The organism is Mycobacterium sp. NGS17 (genome assembly GCF_059813205.1).
Window position 1 is genome coordinate 169,982 of record NZ_JCALED010000008.1, and the last position, 20,910, is coordinate 190,891.

Annotated in this window: 20 protein-coding genes and 1 tRNA gene; 9 read left to right on the plus strand and 12 right to left on the minus strand. The window is 67.3% G+C overall.

Annotated features, from left to right (window positions below; all coding sequences use genetic code 11):
* The first annotated feature begins 228 nt into the window (after nt 1–228).
* Nucleotides 229–654, plus strand: coding sequence for a thiol-disulfide oxidoreductase DCC family protein (locus AC5Y7E_RS18510; RefSeq protein WP_499950243.1), 426 nt, complete (start codon nt 229–231; stop codon nt 652–654).
* Between the two features lie 7 nt (nt 655–661).
* On the opposite strand, the gene AC5Y7E_RS18515 is transcribed toward AC5Y7E_RS18510, so the two are convergent.
* Complete coding sequence (locus AC5Y7E_RS18515) at nt 662–991, minus strand: hypothetical protein (RefSeq protein ID WP_499921401.1); 330 nt, start codon at nt 989–991, stop codon at nt 662–664.
* Nucleotides 992–1,472: 481 nt separating this feature from the next.
* A complete protein-coding gene (locus AC5Y7E_RS18520; RefSeq protein ID WP_499921343.1) occupies nt 1,473–1,604 on the minus strand; it encodes a hypothetical protein in 132 nt (43 codons plus the stop codon).
* A 362-nt stretch (nt 1,605–1,966) separates the two neighbouring features.
* Here AC5Y7E_RS18520 and AC5Y7E_RS18525 point away from each other — a divergent pair, with 362 nt between their 5' ends.
* Together AC5Y7E_RS18525 and AC5Y7E_RS18530 are read left to right on the plus strand one after the other, a co-directional pair.
* A complete protein-coding gene (locus AC5Y7E_RS18525) occupies nt 1,967–2,713 on the plus strand; it encodes a ubiquinone/menaquinone biosynthesis methyltransferase (RefSeq protein WP_499950245.1) in 747 nt (248 codons plus the stop codon).
* The gene (locus AC5Y7E_RS18530) at nt 2,664–3,332 is read left to right on the plus strand and encodes a methyltransferase domain-containing protein (RefSeq protein WP_499950247.1); all 669 of its coding nucleotides are present in this window, start codon (nt 2,664–2,666) and stop codon (nt 3,330–3,332) included. The genes AC5Y7E_RS18525 and AC5Y7E_RS18530 overlap by 50 nt, the downstream gene beginning before the upstream one ends.
* Before the next feature lie 24 nt (nt 3,333–3,356).
* Here the strand turns inward: AC5Y7E_RS18530 and AC5Y7E_RS18535 are convergent.
* Nucleotides 3,357–3,440: transfer RNA gene (locus tag AC5Y7E_RS18535), tRNA-Leu, on the minus strand.
* Between the two features lie 96 nt (nt 3,441–3,536).
* On the opposite strand from AC5Y7E_RS18535, the gene AC5Y7E_RS18540 reads away from it, so the two are divergent.
* Nucleotides 3,537–3,917 carry a hypothetical protein gene (locus AC5Y7E_RS18540; RefSeq protein WP_499950248.1) on the plus strand — a complete coding sequence of 127 codons (381 nt, stop codon included), beginning with the start codon at nt 3,537–3,539 and terminating at the stop codon, nt 3,915–3,917.
* Nucleotides 3,914–4,264 (plus strand): DUF3817 domain-containing protein, encoded by a 351-nt coding sequence (locus AC5Y7E_RS18545; RefSeq protein ID WP_499921335.1) that lies wholly within the window; start codon nt 3,914–3,916, stop codon nt 4,262–4,264. Before AC5Y7E_RS18540 ends, AC5Y7E_RS18545 begins: the two co-directional genes overlap by 4 nt.
* Nucleotides 4,265–4,434: 170 nt before the next feature.
* Here the strand turns inward: AC5Y7E_RS18545 and rdgB are convergent, their stop codons facing one another.
* From rdgB to clpS, 8 genes are all read right to left on the minus strand, one after another.
* Nucleotides 4,435–5,055: an RdgB/HAM1 family non-canonical purine NTP pyrophosphatase gene (gene rdgB, locus AC5Y7E_RS18550; protein WP_499950318.1), complete on the minus strand. Its 621-nt coding sequence runs from the start codon at nt 5,053–5,055 to the stop codon at nt 4,435–4,437.
* A 44-nt stretch (nt 5,056–5,099) separates the two neighbouring features.
* Nucleotides 5,100–5,879, minus strand: a complete 780-nt coding sequence (gene rph, locus AC5Y7E_RS18555) for a ribonuclease PH (protein WP_499921332.1) — start codon at nt 5,877–5,879, stop codon at nt 5,100–5,102.
* Nucleotides 5,880–5,921: 42 nt separating this feature from the next.
* Nucleotides 5,922–6,704, minus strand: a complete 783-nt coding sequence (locus AC5Y7E_RS18560; RefSeq protein WP_499921331.1) for a cyclic nucleotide-degrading phosphodiesterase — start codon at nt 6,702–6,704, stop codon at nt 5,922–5,924.
* A gap of 72 nt (nt 6,705–6,776) precedes the next feature.
* Nucleotides 6,777–7,592 (minus strand): glutamate racemase, encoded by an 816-nt coding sequence (gene murI / locus AC5Y7E_RS18565; RefSeq protein ID WP_499950250.1) that lies wholly within the window; start codon nt 7,590–7,592, stop codon nt 6,777–6,779.
* Entirely contained in the window at nt 7,589–8,272 is a 684-nt protein-coding gene (locus tag AC5Y7E_RS18570) for a rhomboid family intramembrane serine protease (protein WP_499950251.1), read from the minus strand. The genes murI and AC5Y7E_RS18570 overlap by 4 nt, the downstream gene beginning before the upstream one ends.
* Before the next feature lie 62 nt (nt 8,273–8,334).
* Nucleotides 8,335–9,384, minus strand: a complete 1,050-nt coding sequence (locus tag AC5Y7E_RS18575; RefSeq protein ID WP_499950253.1) for a P1 family peptidase — start codon at nt 9,382–9,384, stop codon at nt 8,335–8,337.
* Nucleotides 9,381–9,968, minus strand: a complete 588-nt coding sequence (gene aosR / locus AC5Y7E_RS18580) for an oxidative stress transcriptional regulator AosR (protein WP_499921323.1) — start codon at nt 9,966–9,968, stop codon at nt 9,381–9,383. The genes AC5Y7E_RS18575 and aosR overlap by 4 nt, the downstream gene beginning before the upstream one ends.
* Nucleotides 9,969–9,992: 24 nt before the next feature.
* Complete coding sequence (gene clpS, locus AC5Y7E_RS18585) at nt 9,993–10,298, minus strand: ATP-dependent Clp protease adapter ClpS (RefSeq protein WP_067127731.1); 306 nt, start codon at nt 10,296–10,298, stop codon at nt 9,993–9,995.
* A gap of 66 nt (nt 10,299–10,364) precedes the next feature.
* Here clpS and AC5Y7E_RS18590 point away from each other — a divergent pair, with 66 nt between their 5' ends.
* Entirely contained in the window at nt 10,365–11,690 is a 1,326-nt protein-coding gene (locus AC5Y7E_RS18590) for a nicotinate phosphoribosyltransferase (protein ID WP_499950254.1), read from the plus strand.
* Between the two features lie 17 nt (nt 11,691–11,707).
* The gene (locus AC5Y7E_RS18595) at nt 11,708–13,705 is read left to right on the plus strand and encodes an ATP-dependent DNA helicase (RefSeq protein ID WP_499950255.1); all 1,998 of its coding nucleotides are present in this window, start codon (nt 11,708–11,710) and stop codon (nt 13,703–13,705) included.
* Between the two features lie 9 nt (nt 13,706–13,714).
* Here the strand turns inward: AC5Y7E_RS18595 and glgP are convergent, their stop codons facing one another.
* Entirely contained in the window at nt 13,715–16,369 is a 2,655-nt protein-coding gene (glgP, locus tag AC5Y7E_RS18600; protein WP_499950257.1) for an alpha-glucan family phosphorylase, read from the minus strand.
* Between the two features lie 223 nt (nt 16,370–16,592).
* Here glgP and AC5Y7E_RS18605 point away from each other — a divergent pair, with 223 nt between their 5' ends.
* Together AC5Y7E_RS18605 and glgB are read left to right on the plus strand one after the other, a co-directional pair.
* On the plus strand, nt 16,593–18,686 hold the full coding sequence (locus AC5Y7E_RS18605) for an alpha-1,4-glucan--maltose-1-phosphate maltosyltransferase (RefSeq protein ID WP_499950260.1): 2,094 nt from the start codon (nt 16,593–16,595) through the stop codon (nt 18,684–18,686).
* Between the two features lie 23 nt (nt 18,687–18,709).
* Complete coding sequence (gene glgB, locus AC5Y7E_RS18610; RefSeq protein WP_499950261.1) at nt 18,710–20,905, plus strand: 1,4-alpha-glucan branching protein GlgB; 2,196 nt, start codon at nt 18,710–18,712, stop codon at nt 20,903–20,905.
* Nucleotides 20,906–20,910: the final 5 nt, after the last annotated feature.

Genomic DNA, 20,910 nt, shown 5'->3' on the forward strand with positions numbered 1-20,910 from the left:
GCGGCGCCCCGCGCCATCGACGGCGTCGGCCCGGCGGATTCACCACCGCGAGGCCACGGATCGATGTGGCCCGCATGGGCGGCGCACAGCCTGGATGCGGCCCTGCCACGACCCCACGTCGGCGCCGCGATCAGCGGCCGGGCGATCACGAACTGGTACGTTACCCCACAAACTAAGGGTTGCCTTACCATAGGTCAACCTGGATCCCGCTCAAGTAACCTGGGAGGCATGAGCGGTGAGTCGGCGGCGCCCGTGCTGCTGTACGACGGGGTCTGCGGAGTGTGCAATCGGTCGGTGCGGACGATCCTGCGATTCGATCCCACCGGCCCCCTGCGGTTCGCGGCTTTGGAGAGCGTTTTCGCCAAAGCGATCATCGGGCGGCACCCGGAGATCGGCAGCGTCGACTCGGTGGTATTCGTGGATGACCCGGACGGGGCGGCGGAACGGGTGGCCGTCCGGTCCGAAGCAGTGCTGCGCGTTGCGAGTTATCTCGGCGGTGCGTGGCGGGCGTTCACGGTCGCGCGCGTGATTCCAACCCCACTACGCGACTGGCTCTACGACAGGTTCGCCGCGATTCGATACCGCGTCGGCGGCAAGTACGACAGCTGCCCATTGCCGGCGCCGGAGGTCCGCGCCCGTTTCGTCGAGGACTGACCGCGCGTCAGTCGGTGCCCGGCGCCGATGCGAGGTCCGCCTCGGATTCCTTCCGCTTCAGTTCGGCCAGCCTGCGGTCGTCTTCGGCGGCTTGGCGGTGCTTGAGTGCCGAACTGCGGTGCTCTTCCGTGTGCGAGACGCCTTGTTGGACAGTTTGATCTTGGATCTTCGCGAATCGCTCGTGGCGGGCCGCGGATGCCTCCAAACTCTGCGCTGCGGACAGTCCCGCGCGAGCCGCGCGCTTGCGCGCCGCCGCGGCGTTACGTTCGGCGAGCTCGACATCTTCTGCGGTGACGGCGTTTTCGCCTCGTGGTGATGGCTCGTTTCCGGTGGGCATGGCGCCTCCCTTGTATTCCTGTGGGTTCCAGATACCCGCCAGGAGGGATTTGACGCTCACGCCGGTCGAGATTTCGGCCCGTTCGGGACGCCTTCCGCTTACCCGGGAGACGGCAGCGCTCTCAGTGCCGTGCCGGTGTCATCATCAAATGCAGCCGGGGCCAAGAATCGCATCGTCAACCGCAATGATTTTGGGCTGCATTCGGTGACAATTCGTCGCCGCGTCGCACTGGCCGCGAGGATGAAACCGTTTGCGTTGTGATCGGCGTTTCGGTTAAGCATGCCGAATAGGCACGTTGCCAACGCAGTGTGCGTGCGGTCTATTCAACGATAGTAACGGCGGCCATCGCGGCACGAACAATCAAAGCATTGGAATGCCCTGTTTGGGTTGACCGCGCGCACGTGATGGCGGCCATTATCCGAGCCAGTGGCCGACGCCGGCGATAAGGGCCGGGCCTTATCTCCGGCGTACGGCCAGCGCGTTATTGCGCTGCGATTCGGCCCGGCGCACCAAGGTCGATCGTTATGCAGCCCGAGGATCCCAGCATCACCCCGGTCAACACGGCGGCCAGTGCTGCGGCTTTCAGCAGCTTCTTGGTGCTCTTTGTCCTCATCGGTCGCGCCTTTCTCCGAGTTGAATCACCGTGGCTCTGAGCGCCGACGGTTATTGATGTTATATCGGTCATTGGGCGCGTGTGCAATACCCTTTAATCGGTCAAAAGACTTCAATGTCCCCGACGGTTCTGGAACGTCATAGGTGGGGTGCCTGAATCGCTGAATTCACGCCGATGGCCCGCGTGGGATTGCCAGTTTCTTGTCGGCCGCCGATAGGCACGATCCAGTGCTTCGCGCCCGCCTGCCGTCGTGACCTAGCCGAGATGGGCTACGACCAGACGCGGTAATTCCGGAATTACCGAAGTGAATAAGCATGGCAGCGCTTATGCTCCCATCGACGAATCGGGGGCAACGTCGCGATATGCGGAGGCTTCCGATGATTACACGGCGATGGAACCAGTCGGACGAGGCTAAGAGCAGGTACGTCAAGGAGCTGTTCTCGGCGCTCGCGCCGCGCTACAACGTGATGACCGATCTTTGGACGGTGGGGCTTCATCGCGTGTGGAAGCGACAGGCTATCGAACTCTGCGCCCTCCGCCCCGGCGAACGAGTGCTGGATGTCGCCACCGGGACGGGCGACCTTGCTTTGGTGGAGGACGCCGCGGTCGGCCTGGACGGCGAGGTCGTGGCCGTCGACTCCTGTGAAGCGATGCTCGACGTCGGCCGGGGCCGACAGCACGGGTCCGTCACCTTCCAGGAAGGGGACGCCACGGATCTGCGGTTCCCGGACGCACGGTTCGACGTAGTCACCATCGGCTTCGGGTTACGCAACGTCGCGGATCGCGGGAAGGCGCTACGCGAATTCCGGCGTGTCCTGCGGCCGGGTGGCCGCCTGATGGTGCTGGACTTCAGCCGGCCGAACTCGAAGCCGCTCAGAGTCATTCATGACCTGCTGTACTTCCGCGTGATGCCGGCGGCGGGGTGGGCGTTCTCCTGGCATCGCATGTTCGCTTTTTCGCCTCGCGCCGCGTCCGAGCGTCCTACGCTCGCTCCGACAGCAGAGGCAAGCAAAGGGGCGGCCGATGCGCCTCTCAGCGCGCAGTACGCAACCAGAACAATTGGACGACCAGAGCACAGACCTGGCCACCTATCACCGATGCCTGGATGAGCTTTGCGTCGTCAATCGCCTGACGCTCACCCACTACCCGACGCTTCGGTGGCTGGCGAGGGCCACTGAGGCACGCCCTGCCGACGCCACAGTCAGCGTGTTGGACGTCGCCTGCGGGCATGGCGATCTGTTGCGCGCCATCGCCGCCTGGGCGCACCAACGCGGGCTCAAAGTGCGCCTGTCGGGCATCGACGTCAATCCACGCAGTGCAGTGATCGCACGTGCGGCGACGCCTGGATGGATGGATATCGAGTACCAGACGGCGGATGTGTTTCGCTACGCCCTCGCCGCGCGGCCTGACTTCATCGTCACGTCAGACTTCACCCACCACCTCAGCGACGAGGATGTCGTCAAGTTCTTGACCTGGCTCAACGAAAACTCCAGGTACGGTTGGCATATCGTCGACCTGCAGCGCCACGCGCTGCCGTACTACAGTTTCCCGGCTCTGGCACGCCTGATGGGCTGGCATCGCATCCTGCGCGAGGACGGGGTCATCTCCATCGCGCGAAGCTTTCGCCGTAGCGACTGGCGAAGGTACCTGGACCAGGCCGGCGTGCATGCCGAGATCTCCTGGCACCTGTTCAGGCTGTGCGTCGGCCGAACCGACGGGCTGAGGTGACACGGCCTCTGTGCCGGCTCCGAGTGCGGGCGGAGGGACTCGAACCCTCACGCTCTTTCGAGCACCGGCACCTAAAGCCGGCGCGTATACCGATTTCGCCACGCCCGCGCGCCCGGCAATCGTATCGCTTGCGAAAGCCCGAAGTTGTTACGAGCGGACCCGATGAATTCGTCGGGCCCAATTCATGAGCGGTACGGTCAAGGGGTGTCCACTACGCATCGTCGCAGGCCGGCGCTGGTCGCGCTGGTGGTCGTCGCGGCGTGCGGCTGCCTGGCCCTGGGCTGGTGGCAGTGGACCAGGTTCAATTCCGTCTCCGGCTCGTTCCAGAACCTCGGCTATGCGTTGCAATGGCCGCTGTTCGCCGGGTTCTGCGTGTACGCGTACCGCAAATTCGTTCGCTACGAAGAGGAACCACCACAGCCGCGCACCACAGACGCGATGACGGAGATACCCGCCGGGTTGCTGCCCGACCGACCCAAGCCCGCGCCGCAGACATCCGATGACCCAGCGCTGCGGGAGTACAACGCCTACCTGGCCGAGCTCGCCGCGCAAGACGCCGAAAAGCAGAAGAGGACAACCGCATGACGACACCGGAGACGCCCGGAACATCGGCGCCCGCAGTCCCCGTCGACAAGATCCGCACCGCGTTGCTCGGCTACCGCGTCATGGCGTGGACGACGGGCCTGTGGCTCATCGCGTTGTGCTACGAGATCGTCTCGCACCTCGCCTTCAACCACGAGATCCGCTGGATCGAGGTCGTCCACGGCTGGGTGTACTTCATCTACGTTTTGACCGCGTTCAACCTGGCGATCAAGGTGCGCTGGCCGCTCGGCAAGACGGTCGGTGTGCTGCTATCCGGGACCATCCCGCTGCTCGGCATCATCGTCGAGCACTTCCAAACCCGGGACGTCAAGGCGCGTTTCGGCTTGTAGGCCACCTCCGCCACACCGATCCTTTTTCGGTAATGGCACCGCGAATGCCCACCTCGGAGCGCCAACGTCGGCAAGGAGAAGTTGTCGCTCGAAGGCGGGCAAAACGCCTATCAACCCGCGGAGCGTCTGATGGGGCGAAAGCGAACGACGCCTGGCCGGACCTCGCCAACCTAGCTGATTCCGGAACGCGCCAGCGTTTCCAGCGCCGGCAACAGCAGCCGCAGGGCGCGACCGCGATGCGAGACCGCATCCTTCTCCGCTGGGCTCAGTTCTGCCGCGGTGCGGTCGTGCCCATGGGGGACGAAGACCGGGTCATAGCCGAAGCCCCCGTCGCCACGCGGTTCGCGCGCGATGCTTCCCGGCCACTCGCCGCGCACGACGACCTCCCCTGCGGCCGAGACCAGCGCACAGGCGGACACGAATGCCGCGCCGCGACGCCCGTCGGGCACGTCGCGCAACTGCGCCAACAGCAGGGCGGTGTTGCCCGCGTCGTCGCCGTGCGTGCCCGACCAGCGCGCCGACAGCACACCGGGCATGCCGTTCAGCGCGGCGACCTCCAGCCCGGAATCGTCGGCCACGCTCGCCAGACCGCTCGCAGTGAACGCGTCACGCGCCTTGGCCAGGGCGTTGTCCTCGAAGGTCGCGCCGGTTTCCGGCGCTTCCTCGAACGGCGCCACATCGTCGAGCGACACCAAGCTCAACCCGGTCAGGCCGGCAGCATCGAGCACCCGGCGCAACTCGGCGAGCTTCTTCGGGTTGCGGCTGGCGACCAGCAGGCGTGCCGATCGCAACCGCGGCGAAGCCGGGGGCGGCGGGTCGTCACCATCGGGCACGGTCAGCTGCCGAACGCCTTCGGCGCCGGCGCCCCCTCGGGGAGCACGCCGGGATATGGGAGCTGGAGCGCGTCGCGCTGCGCGGCGAACAACTTGTCACATGCGGCCAGCGCCACGTCGAGTAGTTTGTCCAGCGTCGAGCGCGGGAAGGTCGCCCCTTCACCGGTCCCCTGCACCTCCACGAGGGTCCCGGTGTCCGTGGCGACGACGTTCATGTCGACCTCGGCGCGGGCGTCCTCCTCATAGGGCAGGTCGACGCGGATGCGCCCGTCGACCACGCCGACGCTGACCGCCGCGATCGCACAGGACAAGGGCCGGGGATCCGACAACTTGCCCGAGGCCGCGAGATAGGTCACCGCGTCGGACAACGCCACGAAGGCGCCCGTGATGGCCGCGGTGCGCGTGCCACCGTCGGCCTGCAAGACGTCGCAGTCGACGGCGATGGTGTTCTCCCCCAGTGCCGCGAGGTCGATGCACGCACGCAGCGACCTCCCGATCAGGCGGCTGATCTCCTGGGTGCGGCCGGACAGGCGGCCCTTTACCGATTCGCGGTCCGAGCGGGTGTGGGTTGCCGACGGCAACATCGCGTACTCCGCGGTCAGCCACCCCAGGCCCGATCCCTTGCGCCAGCGCGGCACCCCCTCGGTCACGCTGGCCGTACACATGACCTTGGTGTGGCCGAACTCGATCAATACCGAACCGGCGGGGTGGTCGGTGAAACCACGGGTGATGACAACGGGCCGGAGCTCGTCGTCGAGGCGGCCGTCTTCTCGTCTCGTCACGCCGCCAACACTAGCGGGCAATTCACCACCGCCGCGGGTGGCTCAGACCCGCTCGGAGCGGCGGATATCGAACGTCTCCCCGCACACCACCGCATGCACGGGACCATCGAACTCGGCCTTGGCCTCGCTGATCACGTCCTCACGCGAGGTCCACGGCGGAATGTGCGTCAGCAACAGTTCGTGAACGCCGGCCTCGGCCGCGGCGCGGCCGGCCTCGGTGCCCGACAGATGCAACGCGGGCGGCCGATCCGGCGAGTGCGTCCACGAAGCCTCGCAGAGGAAGACATCGGCGCCACGAGCCAGCTCGACGAGCTGATCGCACGTACCGGTGTCGCCGCTGTAGACGAACGATGCGCCGGAGGGATCGGTGATCTTCAGGCCGTAGGACTCGGTCGGATGAGCCACCACACGCGGTGTCACCGTCAGCGCGCCGATGGTCACCGGCTCACCGTCGATCCAATGCCGAACGTCGAAAATGTCTGAACAGTCGTCGATTTCACCGCCGTAGGGCGACGACGCGGCACCCAGGCGCGACCAAGTGTCCCCCGGGCCGTAGAGCAACGCCTTGCCCAGCGGACGCGTCGGGTGGTAGCGCCGCCACACGAAAAGCCCGGGCAAATCCAGACAGTGATCGGCATGCAGATGCGACAACAGCACGTGCACGGAACCGGGGTCGGCATACCGCTGTAGCGCGCCGAGGACGCCCCCGCCGAAGTCGATGACCAACGGCGGAGTGTCCGGTGCCCGGAGCAGATAACCCGACGCGGGCGAATCCGGACCGACCACACTGCCCGAGCAGCCGAGCACGGTTATTCGCACGGACACTACTGTGCCATGCCCGGTAGGACCGTGACGAAAACATCGCCGCATTGGTGTGACGAGAATCTCGTCCGATCGTCAATCAATGCGCACCCGATGAACGGGCTGGACACCGGTGACTGCGGGACCCAGGAATCGCGCCGCCAATGCGGTGAATGCGTCGGGGTCGCCGGTGGCTTCGAAAACGCGAGTCGCAGGGGGTGCGTCGTGCGGGCGAAGCACGTCCCGTTCGGTCAACACCCGAAGCACTTCCTTGGCCGTTTCCTCCGCGCTGGAAACCAGCGTCACGTGCTCCCCCATGGCCAACTGGATGAGCCCGGACAGCAGGGGGTAGTGCGTGCAGCCGAGCACCAGCGTGTCGACCTGCGCGCGCTGCAGCGGCTCGAGATACCCCTCGGCCAACCCGAGTACCTGCCGGCCGCTGGTCACGCCGCGCTCCACGAAGTCGACGAAGCGCGGGCAGGCCACCGCGGTGATCTCGGTGTCGCGGGCGGCGGCGAACGCGTCCTGATAGGCGTGCGAGTTGATGGTCGCCTGGGTGCCGATGACGCCGATGCGCCCGTTGCGGGTGGTGGCCACCGCGCGGCGCACCGCGGGCAGGATGACCTCGACGACGGGCACGTCGTAGCGTTCGCGAGCGTCTCGCAGGCACGCCGCGGATGCGGTGTTGCAGGCGATGACCAACGCCTTGACGCCGCGGCCGACGAGGTCGTCACCGATGGCCAGCGCGTGCGCGCGGACCTCGGGGATGGTCAACGGGCCGTACGGACCGTGGCCGGTGTCGCCGACGTAGATGATGTCCTCGTCGGGCAGTTGGTCGATGATCGCCCGCGCGACGGTGAGTCCCCCGACGCCGGAGTCGAATACCCCGATGGGCGCCAGTGCCGAGCTCATATCTTGGGCCGCGGCACAGCGGTGCGGGCCTTCCTCGACGTCCGGCCCTGACGCTCCGGTGCGGACAACACATAGGCCGCCACGACGCCGGCGATCGCTCCGCACAAATGGCCCTGCCATGACACGCCTCCGCATCTGCCGAGCACCGGCATGGCTCCGAGCAGGACGCCGCCATAGGCGAACATCACGATCAGGCCGATGATGATGTCGCGCATCCGGCGCACGAAGATGCCGAATACGAGCAGGAAGGCCAGCCAGCCGAAGATCAGGCCCGACGCGCCGATGTGGTCGGTGGGCCCGCAGCTGCTGCCGACGTTGCCGATGACCCAGGTGCCGAGGCCGCCGACGATCCACACGATGGCGGTCGCCCAGACGAACCGGGACAGGCCGGCCAGCGTCATCAGGAATCCGAGGATCAGCAGCGGCACGGTGTTGGCCATCAGGTGTTGCCAGCTCTCGTGCAACACCGGGGCGAAGATGACGCCCCACAGGCCGTCGGCCTCCAGCGGCCTGATGCCATTGGCGTCCAGCGAGTGCCGCGTCAGCTGGTCGATCAGCTCGACGACGTAGAGCAGGGCCACGAACGTGAGGATCGTGACGGCTCCCACGGCGGCGGCGGACCGCTTCCTCGGCTGGGCTGCAGGCGCGCCGGGGCGTCCGGTGGGAGTCCTCTTACCCATGGCTGCCCTTCCAGCGTGTTTCCAGCATCGTCAAGGCTACCGGCGCCGCGGCCGGTCGCCTCTCATCGACCGAATGCACCCGGCAGCACGTCGCGATAGCTCGGTATGCCGGCGATCGATTCGGCGGCCAGCACGCCGCCCAGCACCGCTTGCGCCAAGCAATCGGCGGCGGCGATGCCCACCTCGGTGACAAGCCGGGTCTCTGGGGAGAAGGCGGCGGGCACCGGTTTCGGACTGGCGGCCGCGCCTACCTCGACCGCCCCGGTGGCCAGCACGAACACCGTGTCACCGTCGACCGGCGTGTGCGCCGGCCGGATACTGCGGGCGAGGCCGTCGTGGGCGGCGATCGCCACCCGCCGACATGCCGCCGGACTCAGGGCGGCGTCGGTGGCCACCACCGCGATGACGGTGTTGAGCGGGTTGTCCACCGGATCCGACGGGGACGGCAACTCGGCGAGCGCCTCGATCTGCTCGGCCGGCGGCGGCCGCAGCCCGAACTGCCGGGTGAGGTCCGCCATCCACGGCAGCCCGGTGGTCCGGTCGACGACCTCGCCCGCGGAGTTCACCACGGCCACCGCCCCGACGGTCACGCCGGACGGAAGCGCCCTCGACGCGGTTCCGACTCCGCCCTTGAGCGCCCCGGCGCGCGCCCCCACCCCGGCGCCGACGGTCCCGACGCCCATCGCCGTGCTAGCTTCGGCGGCCTCGCACGCCGCGTAACCGAACTCCGCCGTCGGGCGGCACTCCCATCCCCCGACCGGCAGATCGAAGATCACCGCGCCCGGCACGATCGGCACCACGCCGCCGTCCATCGCCACACCGCGCTCGCGTTCTTCCAGGAAGCGCATGGCGCCGTCGGCGGCGGCCAGCCCGTAGGCACTGCCCCCGGCGAGCAACACCGCGTCCACGAACCGCACGGTGTTGGCGGGATCCAAGAGATCGGTCTCCCGGGTGCCGGGCGCTCCGCCGCGGCAATCCACCGCGCCGACGGTGCCGGGCGGGGTGAGCACGACGGTGACGCCGCAAGCCCAGCCGGCGCCCAGGGACGCGTCGGGATCCAGACGTTGGTAGTGGCCGACGCGGATGCCCGCGACGTCGGTGATGGCGTTCATCGGTCGCGGGGCCCCATCAGCACCAGGACCAGGTACTCCTGCAACACCGTCAGCCACTGGTACACGTCGAAGTGCACGGCCAGGGGATGGTCGGCGGGCAGGCGCTCCGGACCCTCCGGCCCGACCTCGAGCATGACTCCCAGGGTCAACCGGATGTCGTTGACCGCCGCGATCCATGCGTTCGCGTCGTCCTCGGTCAACTCGAAGCGGCCGCCATCGTCGGGAACCGTGCTCAGCAATCGGTGTGCGGCAACGCGTTTGGCGTTGACGATGTCGGGCTCGTGCAGGCTGCGCAACGCGGCGTTCAGGCTGTCCGCGGAATCGGGCGGCGCGGTGTCCTCGTCGTGATACCGGTAGAAGTCGGGCAGCAGCCGGCGCAGCGTGGGATCTTTCGGGGGATCGGCGTTGCCCGTCTTGATCCCGGTGATCTCCTCGAGTTCGTCTGCGGGCGAGGAAGATTCACGCTCGTCGAGCAGACCGATCATCGCGGTGGCCAAGTTCTTGAGCAGGGCGGCCTCGTGCGATGCCAGGGACGACCGAAAGCGAGGGCCGCTAGCGGTCTCGACCCGCTTCCATTTGCGCACAGGAAATCGCCAGCGCCTCGAGCTTCAGCGGTCCTGCTGCATCGTCGCCCAAAGACCGGCGGCGTGCAGCTTGGACACATCGGCTTCCATGGACTCACGACTGCCGGCGGACACCACGGCCTTTCCCTCGTTGTGCACCTGCAACATCAGCTTGGTGGCGTGCGGCTCGCTGTAGCCGAACAACTTCTGGAACACATAGGTCACATAGGTCATCAGATTGACCGGGTCGTCCCAGACGATCGTGACCCACGGGCTCGCCGTGGCCTCTACCGGTGCGGACTCTCGTTGTCCTGTAGTGCCCGGCTTAGTGGGCGCTGACATAACAACCATGGCCTACACGATACCGAGGGGTGCACGACGTTTCCGAGCCCCAATGGCAGCCGATACCGTTATGGAATGAACGACCCGGTCGTCACTGGGCTGCTGACCGACAAATACGAGCTGACGATGTTGGCCGCGGCGCTGCGAGACGGCACCGCGGATCGACGGACCACCTTCGAGCTTTTCGCCCGCCGGCTTCCCGACGGCCGCCGCTACGGCGTGGTCGCGGGAACCGGCCGGCTGCTCGAGGCGCTGCCACAATTCACCTTCGATGACCAGGCGTGCCAGTCGCTGGCGCAGTTCCTCGACCCGGATACGTTGCGGTACTTACGCGAATTCCGGTTCGGCGGTGACATCGACGGCTACGCCGAAGGCGAACTGTACTTCCCCGGATCCCCCGTCCTGTCGATGACCGGGACGTTCGCCGAATGCGTGGTGCTCGAGACGCTGGCGCTGTCGATTTTCAATCACGACACCGCGGTCGCGTCGGCCGCGGCGCGGATGGCGAGCGCGGCCAGGGGACGCCCGCTGATCGAGATGGGGTCACGACGAACCCACGAACAGGCCGCCATCGCCGCGGCCCGCGCCGCTTACCTGGCCGGTTTCGCGGCGTCGTCCAATCTCGAGGCGCAGCGCTGCTACGGGGTACCCGCCGAGGGCACCGCCGCGCACGCGTTCACCATGCTGCATGCTCGCGCCGACTCCCCCACGGAATCCACCGAATTGGCGGCATTTCGGGCACAGGTCGACGCGCTCGGGGTGAACACCACCCTGCTGGTGGACACCTATGACGTGACGACCGGTGTCGCCAATGCGGTGGCCGCCGCCGGTACCGGCTTGGGCGCGGTGCGCATCGACTCCGGCGAGCTGGGCGTGCTGGCCCGGCAGGTGCGTGAACAGCTCGACGAGCTGGGAGCGACCGGGACCCGCATCGTCGTCTCCGGCGACCTCGACGAGTACTCCATCGCGGCCTTGGCCGCCGAGCCGGTGGACAGTTACGGCGTGGGCACGTCGCTGGTGACGGGCTCGGGCGCCCCGACGGCGAACATGGTGTACAAACTCGTCGAGGTGGACGGGTTGCCGGTGCAAAAGCGCAGCAGCCACAAGGGATCCCAGGGCGGGCGCAAGGAGGCGCTGCGCGTGTCGCGCGATTCCGGCATCGTCACCGAGGAGGTGGTGTATCCGGCCGGTCACCGGCCCGTCGTCTCCGAACCGGCTCGGGTGCTGACCATCCCGCTGGTCCGCGGTGGCGAACTGGTGTCCAAACCGAACCTCGCCGCGGCGCGCGAGCTGGTAACTTCCGGGCTGCGCAGTCTGCCGTGGGAGGGATTGAACTTGTCGCACGGCGACCCCGCGATCACGACGACGCAGATTCCCGCCCCCGAACAGCGAAGAGGGTAGCCACGTCCGACGTTTCCGTGTCCGAGCTGCTGGCTACCGCGGTGGCCGCGCTCGGTGGCAGTGAGCGCAGCGGCCAGCAGGAGATGGCCGCCGCGGTGGCGCGCGCTTTCGACACAAACGAGCACCTGGTGGTGCAGGCCGGCACCGGCACCGGCAAGTCGCTCGCGTATCTGGTGCCCGCGATCGTCCACGCGATCGACGACGAGTCCCCCGTCGTCGTGTCCACGGCCACGATCGCTCTGCAGCGCCAGTTGGTCGACCGCGATCTGCCCAGGCTGGTCGACGCGCTGGCCGGTGCGCTGCCGCGCCGTCCGCAGTTCGCTTTACTCAAGGGCAGGCGAAACTATCTGTGCCTGAACAAGATTCACAATGGCGGGGCGGCCGACGGTGAAGAGGGCGACGACCGGCCGCAGGAGGAACTGTTCAACCCGATGGCGGTCAGCGCGCTGGGCCGCGACGTCCAGCGCCTCACCGAATGGGCGTCGAGCACCGAATCCGGTGATCGCGATGACCTCAAACCCGGCGTCGAAGACCGATCCTGGTCGCAGGTCAGCGTTTCCGCGCGGGAATGCCTCGGCGTGGCGCGCTGCCCGTTCGGCGCCGAGTGCTTCTCCGAGCGGGCGCGCAGCCGGGCCGGGCGCGCCGACGTCGTGGTCACCAACCACGCGCTGCTGGCCATCGACGCCGTGGCCGAATCGGCGGTGCTGCCCGAGCATACGCTGCTGGTCGTCGACGAAGCGCACGAGCTGGTCGATCGGGTGACATCGGTGGCCACCGCGGAGCTGACGTCGGCCTCCCTCGGCGTGGCCGCCCGGCGCATCGCCCGCCTGGTGGAGCCGGAGTTGATCCAGCGGCTGGAGGCGGCGACGGCGAACTTCGCCTCGATCATCCACGACGGCACGCCGGGCCGCATCGACCGCCTCGACGACGAGCTGGCGACCTACCTGACCGCGCTGCGCGACGTGGCGAGCGCGGCGCGCTCGGCGATCGACACCACCAACGACCCCAAGGCTGCGTCGGCGCGCGCGGAAGCCGTTGCGGCACTGAGCGAGATCTCGGACACCGCGTCGCGCGTGCTGGAATCGTTCGGCCCGGCCATCCCCGACCGCACCGACGTGGTGTGGCTCGAGCACGAAGAGATCAGGGGTTCCTCGCGCCCGGTGTTGCGCGTGGCGCCGCTGTCGGTCGCCGGGCTGCTGCGGTCGCGGGTGTTCTCGCGTTCGACCGTGGTGCTGACGTCGGCGACGCTGACCATCGGCGGCTCGTTCGACGCCATGGCCGCGGCCTGGGGACTGACGGCCGAGGAAGGCGACGACGCGCGCTGGCGCGGCGTCGACGTAGGTTCGCCGTTCCAGCACGCCAAGGCCGGAATCCTCTACGTGGCCGCGCACCTGCCGCCACCGGGACGCGACGGCACCGGCTCTGCCGAGCAGCTGAACGAAATCGCCGAACTCATCGCCGCGGCCGACGGACGCACCCTGGGGTTGTTCTCGTCGATGCGGGCGGCCCGGGCGGCGGCCGAGGCCATGCGCGGGCGGCTGTCGACGCCGGTGCTGTGTCAGGGCGACGACAGCACTTCGGCGCTCGTCGAGCAGTTCAGCGCCGACCCGCAGACGTCGCTGTTCGGCACGTTGTCGCTGTGGCAGGGCGTCGACGTGCCCGGGCCGTCGCTGTCATTGGTGCTGATCGACCGCATCCCGTTCCCCCGGCCCGACGACCCCCTGCTGGGCGCGCGGCAGCGCGCGGTCGCCGCGCGCGGCGGCAATGGTTTCATGGCCGTCGCCGCCAACCACGCGGCACTGCTGCTGGCGCAGGGCTCGGGGCGGCTGTTGCGGCGCGTCAGCGATCGCGGTGTGGTTGCTGTGCTCGACTCCCGCATGGTCACCGCCGGCTACGGCGGCTACCTGCGGGCCTCCTTGCCGCCGTTCTGGCAGACCACCAACGGCGACCAGGTGCGCCAGGCGCTGCAGCGGCTGCGCACCGCGGCGCCTTCGGAAGAGGGCCTGTCGGCCTGACTGACCCGGCTATCGCGCCAGCGTGACCAGGCCAAGCTCGGTGCTGGCCGCCAGCATCGGGTTGTGCGGCAGCACGCGCACGGTGTAGCCGACCGATCCCGCCAGCGGCAGCGGCGTCGTCGTGGAGAAGACCTGGTTGCCGCCCTCGGCGGTACCCGTGTAGGACATCTCGACGGTGATCGGCTCCAGCAGGGCATCGCTGGCGTCGACCCGGCCCACCAGCGCCTGGACCGTGACCTCGTCGGTCGCCAACCCGGCCAGCGCGACGGTGGCGGTCAGGGTCAGCTTCGAGCCGAGCACCGGACTGTCCGGCAGGCCGGTGCTGTCGACATCGGTGATGACGATCTTGGGCCAGGCCTCCTGGGCACGCCGGCGGTAGGCGGCCAGCTCACGGGCCGCGCCGAACTCGCCGCCGCCCGCCGCGTCTTCGGCACCGTCGGCCGGTGCGATCGTCTTGCGCAGCGACTGTGCGGCCGGGGTGTAGTACTGCTCGACGTAGTCGCGCACCATGCGGGACGCCAACACCTTTGGTCCGAGCGTCTGCACGGTGTGGCGCACCATCTCGATCCAGCGCGGCGGCACGCCGTGTTCGTCGCGCTCGTAGAACTTCGGTGCGACGGCTTCTTCCAGCAGTGTGTAGAGCCCACTGGACTCCAGGTCGTCGCGCCGGTTCTCGTCGGTCACGCCATCGGCAGACGGTATCTCCCAACCGTTTTCGCCGTCGTACCATTCATCCCACCAGCCGTCGCGGATGGACAGGTTCAGCCCGCCGTTGAGTGCGCTCTTCATTCCCGAGGTGCCGCAAGCCTCCAACGGTCGCAAGGGGTTGTTCAACCACACGTCGCAGCCCCAGTAGAGCAGCCGCGCCATGGACATGTCGTAATCGGGCAGAAAAGCGATGCGGTGGCGCACCTCTGGCCGGTCGGCAAAGCGCACCACCTGCTGGATCAGCGCCTTGCCGCCGTCGTCGGCGGGGTGCGACTTCCCCGCGACGATCAGCTGAATGGGCCGCTCCTGGTCGAGCAGCAGGTGTTCCAGCCGATGCGGATCACGCAGCATCAGCGTCAGCCGCTTATACGTCGGCACCCGCCGAGCGAAACCGATGGTCAGCACCTCTGGATCGAATGCCGTTGCGATCCAACCCAATTCGGCGTCCGAGGCGCCACGTTCCAGCCATGACCGACGGAGCCGCTGCCGGACGTCGTCGACCAGGAGGGATCGCAGCTGCGAGCGGATCCACCACAGATGGCCCGCGTCGACCTGCTTGAGGCGCAGCCAGACCCCCGGATCGCTGAACGAATCCGAACCGGCCAGCTCGCGGCCCAGCTGCAGCCACTGCGGCGCCGCCCAGGTGCGGGCGTGAACTCCGTTGGTAATCGAGCCGATCGGCACCTCGCTCGCGTCGAAACCGGGCCACAGTTCGTTGAACATGGATCGGCTCACCCGTCCGTGCAGCGACGACACCCCGTTAGCGCGCTGGGCCAGCCGTAGGCCCATGTGCGCCATGTTGAATTTGGTGGGGTCGTCCTCGGCGCCGAGCGCCAGGATGCGAGCCGTCGGCACACCCGGCAGCAGCACCGGCGAGGCGTCGGACGTCGCGGCCTTACCGGCGGGTTCGGCTTCGTCGCCCGCGTGGTCGTCGAAGTACAACCGCACCATGTCGATGGGGAACCGGTCGATCCCGGCGGGCACGGGCGTATGCGTGGTGAACACCGTGCTGGAGCGCACCACCGTCAGCGCCGTGTCGAAGTCCAGCCCGGAGCCGGTCATCAGTTCGCGGATGCGTTCCGCTCCGAGGAAGCCCGCGTGGCCCTCGTTCATGTGGAACACCTCGGGCGCGGGCAGTCCGTGAATGTCGGTGAAGGCACGGATCGCCCGCACCCCGCCGATGCCCGCCAGGATCTCCTGCCGCATTCGATGTTCTTGATCACCGCCATACAGGCGATCGGTGACGCCGCGCAGATCGTGCTCGTTCTCCGGGACGTCGGAATCCAGCAACAGCAACGGAACCCTGCCCACTTGAGCGACCCAGATCCGGGCGTGCAGCTGCGCGGAGTCCGGCAGCATCAACTCAACCAGCGCGGGTTCGCCGGTCGCATCGGTCAGCAGCCGCAGTGGCAGGCCTTGCGGGTCCAACGACGGGTAGGTCTCGTTCTGCCAGCCGTCGGCCGTCAGCGACTGACGGAAGTATCCGGAGCGGTAGTAAAGGCCCACCGCTACCAGCGGGACACCCAGATCGGACGCGGACTTCAGGTGGTCGCCGGCGAGGATGCCCAAGCCGCCGGAGTAGTTGGGCAGCACTTCGGCGATGCCGAACTCCATCGAGAAATAGGCGATCGCGGCCGGCATTTCGGCGCTGCGCTCCTGCTGTTGCTGGTACCACAGCGGGCGACTCAGGTAATCGTTCAAATCGGCGGTCAACGCATCGAGCCGGCCCAGGAACACCTCGTCGAGCGCCAACTCGTCGAGGCGCGCCGGCCTCACCGCGCCCAGCAACGCGACTGGATCGCTGCTGCACCGCTCCCACAGCTCGGGGTCGATAGTCGCGAAAAGCTCTTGGGTGGGCTTGTCCCACGACCATCGCAGGTTGGTCGACAGCTGGTCCAGCGCGGTCAAACGCTCCGGAAGGTGAGCACGGACGGTAAACCGGCGGAGGGCTTTCACGCGTTAATACCTTACTGAGGTTCTGCGCCGCCGCACGGCGGACAGGATCGCTTTCCTCACCGGTGTGTGACCGGAGACTAGGGTGGGTATCGGGTAGTTACCGGGGTCGCAACGATGCCTCCCCGCACAGAAAGTTCCCCACGACAGGAAGTTTCCCGACGAGCGGCAATCCGCACGGAACACATCGCGGGGGTTGGCCGCACACAATCGGAACGGAGTGCTGGTGCCCGGTCGTGTCGAGATCGATAACGTCCAACCGGTCGTTTCCTGTGGCGCGTATCCCGCGAAAGCAGTGGTCGGCGAAGTCGTACCGGTCAGCGCCGCGGTATGGCGCGAGGGTCACGAGGCCGTCGCGGCCACCTTGGTGGTGCGCTACCTCGGCACCGGCTATCCGCAGGTAACCGAGACCCGCCGGATCAGGGCGGTTCAGGCGCCGGCAAAGCCGGTCACGGAACGCGACGGCAAGGTCAATCAGCAACGGATCAAGCCGCTGTCGCTGCCGATGACGATGGGTCTCGAGCCCTATGTCTTTCATGGTCAGTTCACCCCCGACCAGGTCGGTTTGTGGACGTTCCGGGTCGACGGGTGGGGCGACCCGATTCATTCGTGGCGACACGGGTTGATCGCCAAACTGGACGCGGGTCAAGGCGAAACCGAACTGTCCAACGATCTGTTGGTCGGCGCCGGGTTGTTCGAGCGCGCGGCCACGGGCGTGCCGCGCCCGCTGCGCGAACCGCTGCTGACCGCCGCGACTGCGCTGCGCAAGCCCGGCGATCCAGTCACCCGAACCGCGCTGGCGCTGGGACCGGAGATCGAAGAGATTCTGGCCGACTACCCGCTGCGCGATCTGGTGACCCGCGGCGAGCAGCACGGCGTGTGGGTGGACCGGCCGCTGGCGCGGTTCGGCTCCTGGTACGAGATGTTTCCCCGCTCGACCGGCGGATGGGATGCCGACGGCAACCCGGTGCACGGCACCTTCGCGACCGCCGCCGCCCAGCTTCCGCGCATCGCGGCAATGGGATTCGACGTCGTCTACCTGCCGCCGATCCACCCGATCGGCAAGGTACATCGCAAGGGGCGCAACAACTCCCCGACCGCCGCGCCCGGCGATGTGGGTTCTCCCTGGGCGATTGGCAGTGACGAGGGCGGCCATGACGCCATCCATCCGGACCTGGGCACCATCGAGGACTTCGACGCGTTCGTCGCCGCGACGCGCGAGCTGGGCATGGAGGTGGCGCTGGACCTCGCCCTGCAATGCGCGCCGGATCATCCGTGGGCGCGTGACCACCGCAACTGGTTCACCGAATTGCCCGACGGCACCATCGCTTACGCGGAAAACCCACCCAAGAAGTACCAGGACATCTATCCGATCAACTTCGACAACGACCCGGCCGGCCTCTACGACGAGGTGCTGCGCGTGGTCCGGTATTGGATCGACCACGGCGTCAAGTTCTTTCGCGTCGACAACCCGCACACCAAGCCGCCGGATTTCTGGGCCTGGCTGATCGCCACGGTCAAGGCCGCCGATCCCGACGTCCTGTTCTTGTCCGAGGCGTTCACGCCACCGGCGCGGCAGTACGGTCTGGCGAAACTGGGGTTCACCCAGTCTTACAGCTACTTCACCTGGCGCACGGCGAAGTGGGAATTGACCGAATTCGGCAACGACATCGCCAGCCTCGCCGACTTTCGCCGCCCCAACCTGTTCGTCAACACCCCCGACATCTTGCACGCCGTCTTGCAGCACAACGGGCCCGGAATGTTCGCCATCCGTGCGGTGCTGGCTGCCACCATGGGGCCGGCTTGGGGCGTGTATTCGGGTTACGAACTGTTCGAGCACCGCGCGGTGCGGGAGGGTAGCGAGGAGTACCTGGACTCCGAGAAGTACGAGTTGCGGCCCCGTGATTACGCGGGCGCCCTCGCCGAGGGACGATCGCTTGAGCCATTCATCACACAGCTCAACGCAATTCGCCGACTTCATCCCGCCCTGCAGCAACTGCGCACCATCCATTTCCACGGCGTGGACAACGACGCGATGCTGGCCTACTCGAAGTTCGACCCGGCGACCGGCGACTGTGTGCTGGTGGTCGTGACGCTCAACGCGTACGGAGCCGAGGAAGCGACCCTGTTTTTAGACATGGCCGCTTTGGGTATGGAGCCCTACGAGCGGTTTTGGGTGCGCGACGAGATCACCGGCCAGGAATTCCAATGGGGGCAGGCTAATTACGTTCGCATCGACCCCGGTCAGGCCGTCGCGCACATCATCAATATGCCGCTCATACCGCATGACGCACGCATGACCCTGATACGCAGGCGATGAAACGGACCGGAGGTGAAAGGGACATGAGCCAAGCCGACCAACTCGCTCGGACACACTTGGCGCCCGATCCGGCCGACCTGTCGCGCCTGGTCGCCGGCACACACCACAACCCGCACAGCATTCTTGGCGCTCACGAGTACGGCGATCACACCGTCATCCGGGCGTACCGGCCGCATGCGGCCGAAGTCGTCGCGCTGGTCGGTGACGACCGATTCCCTATGCAGCACATCGATTCCGGTCTTTTCGGCGTGGTCTTGCCGTTCGTCAACTTGATCGACTATCGGCTGCAGATCACCTATGAAGGTGCCGAGCCGTACGTCGTCGCAGACGCGTACCGTTTTCTGCCGACTTTGGGCGAGGTCGACCTTCACTTGTTCGGGGAGGGACGCCACGAGCGGCTCTGGGAAGTCCTTGGCGCACATCCCCGCTCATTCACCACGGCCGACGGCGTCGTCACCGGCGTGTCGTTCGCCGTGTGGGCGCCCAACGCCAAAGGTGTCACTCTGATCGGTGAGTTCAACGGCTGGACCGGCACCGAAGCCCCGATGCGGGTGCTGGGGTCATCGGGCGTCTGGGAGTTGTTCTGGCCCGGGTTCCCGCTCGAGGGGCTGTACAAGTTCCGCGTGCACGGCGCCGACGGCGTGGCGACCGACCGCGCCGACCCGATGGCATTTGCCACCGAGGTGCCGCCGCACACCGCATCGCGGGTCACCCGCAGCCAGTACACCTGGGAGGACGCTGACTGGATGACGGCACGCGCGCAGCGCAACCCGGTGTTCGAGCCGATGAGCACTTATGAGGTCCACCTGGGTTCCTGGCGTCCCGGCCTGAACTATCGGCAGTTGGCCCGTGAGCTCACCGATTACGTGGTGGAGCACGGGTTCACCCACGTCGAGCTGCTGCCGGTCGCCGAGCACCCCTTCGCGGGATCGTGGGGCTACCAGGTGACGTCGTATTACGCTCCGACGTCGCGCTTCGGGACACCGGACGAGTTCCGGGCGCTGGTCGACGCATTGCACCAGGCCGGCATCGGCGTGCTGGTGGACTGGGTGCCGGCCCACTTCCCCAAGGATGCCTGGGCGCTGGGCCGCTTCGACGGCACGCCGCTGTATGAGCACTCCGATCCCAAGCGGGGCGAGCAACTCGATTGGGGCACTTACGTATTCGACTTCGGTCGACGGGAGGTCCGCAACTTCCTGGTGGCCAACGCACTGTTCTGGCTCGAAGAGTTCCACGTCGACGGCCTGCGGGTGGACGCGGTCGCCTCGATGCTCTACCTGGATTACTCACGCCCGGAAGGCGGTTGGACCCCCAACATCTACGGCGGACGGGAGAACCTCGAGGCCGTGCAGTTCCTGCAGGAGATGAACGCCACGGTGCACAAGACCGCCCCGGGCATCGTCACCATCGCCGAAGAGTCGACTTCGTGGCCGGGGGTCACCCGCCCGACAAACCTTGGCGGTCTGGGCTTCTCGATGAAGTGGAACATGGGTTGGATGCACGACACGCTCGACTACATCAGTCGCGATCCGATCTACCGCAGCTTCCACCACCACGAGATGACGTTCTCGATGCTGTACGCGTTCAGTGAAAACTATGTGCTGCCGATCAGCCATGACGAGGTGGTCCACGGCAAGGGCACGCTGTGGGGCCGGATGCCGGGCAACAACCACGTCAAGGCGGCCGGGCTGCGGAGCCTGCTCGCCTACCAGTGGGCGCACCCGGGCAAGCAATTGCTGTTCATGGGACAGGAATTCGGGCAGCGCGCCGAGTGGTCGGAGGAGCGCGGCCTCGATTGGTGGCAGCTCGACGAGCAAGGGTTCTCCAACGGGATCCTGCGCCTGATCGGCGACATCAACGGTGTCTACCGCAGTCACCCGGCGTTGTGGAGCCAGGACACCGTGCCCGACGGATACTCCTGGATCGACGCCAACGACTCGGGTAACAACGTGTTGAGCTTCCTGCGTTACGGCAAGGACGGCTCGGTGATGGCGTGCGTGTTCAACTTCGCGGGCGCCGAGCACGGCGGATACCGGCTGGGTCTGCCACAGGCGGGGCGCTGGCGCGAGGTGCTCAACACCGACGCGACGGTCTACAACGGTTCGGGTATCGGCAATATGGGCGGCGTCGACGCTACGGAAGACCCGTGGCATGGCCGGCCGGCGTCGGCGCTGTTGGTGCTGCCGCCCACCTCGGCGCTGTGGCTGGAACCCGAGTAACGGCC

What these genes read in the sequence shown, in the direction of transcription:
- AC5Y7E_RS18510 (WP_499950243.1), top strand. Translation starts at nt 229, where the DNA reads ATGAGCGGTGAGTCGGCGGCGCCCGTGCTGCTGTACGACGGGGTCTGC.
- AC5Y7E_RS18515 (WP_499921401.1), bottom strand. Translation starts at nt 991, where the DNA reads ATGCCCACCGGAAACGAGCCATCACCACGAGGCGAAAACGCCGTCACC.
- AC5Y7E_RS18520 (WP_499921343.1), bottom strand. Translation starts at nt 1,604, where the DNA reads ATGAGGACAAAGAGCACCAAGAAGCTGCTGAAAGCCGCAGCACTGGCC.
- AC5Y7E_RS18525 (WP_499950245.1), top strand. Translation starts at nt 1,967, where the DNA reads ATGCGGAGGCTTCCGATGATTACACGGCGATGGAACCAGTCGGACGAG.
- AC5Y7E_RS18545 (WP_499921335.1), top strand. Translation starts at nt 3,914, where the DNA reads ATGACGACACCGGAGACGCCCGGAACATCGGCGCCCGCAGTCCCCGTC.
- murI (WP_499950250.1), bottom strand. Translation starts at nt 7,592, where the DNA reads ATGAGCTCGGCACTGGCGCCCATCGGGGTATTCGACTCCGGCGTCGGG.
- AC5Y7E_RS18570 (WP_499950251.1), bottom strand. Translation starts at nt 8,272, where the DNA reads ATGGGTAAGAGGACTCCCACCGGACGCCCCGGCGCGCCTGCAGCCCAG.
- AC5Y7E_RS18575 (WP_499950253.1), bottom strand. Translation starts at nt 9,384, where the DNA reads ATGAACGCCATCACCGACGTCGCGGGCATCCGCGTCGGCCACTACCAA.
- clpS (WP_067127731.1), bottom strand. Translation starts at nt 10,298, where the DNA reads ATGGTTGTTATGTCAGCGCCCACTAAGCCGGGCACTACAGGACAACGA.
- AC5Y7E_RS18590 (WP_499950254.1), top strand. Translation starts at nt 10,365, where the DNA reads ATGAACGACCCGGTCGTCACTGGGCTGCTGACCGACAAATACGAGCTG.
- glgB (WP_499950261.1), top strand. Translation starts at nt 18,710, where the DNA reads ATGAGCCAAGCCGACCAACTCGCTCGGACACACTTGGCGCCCGATCCG.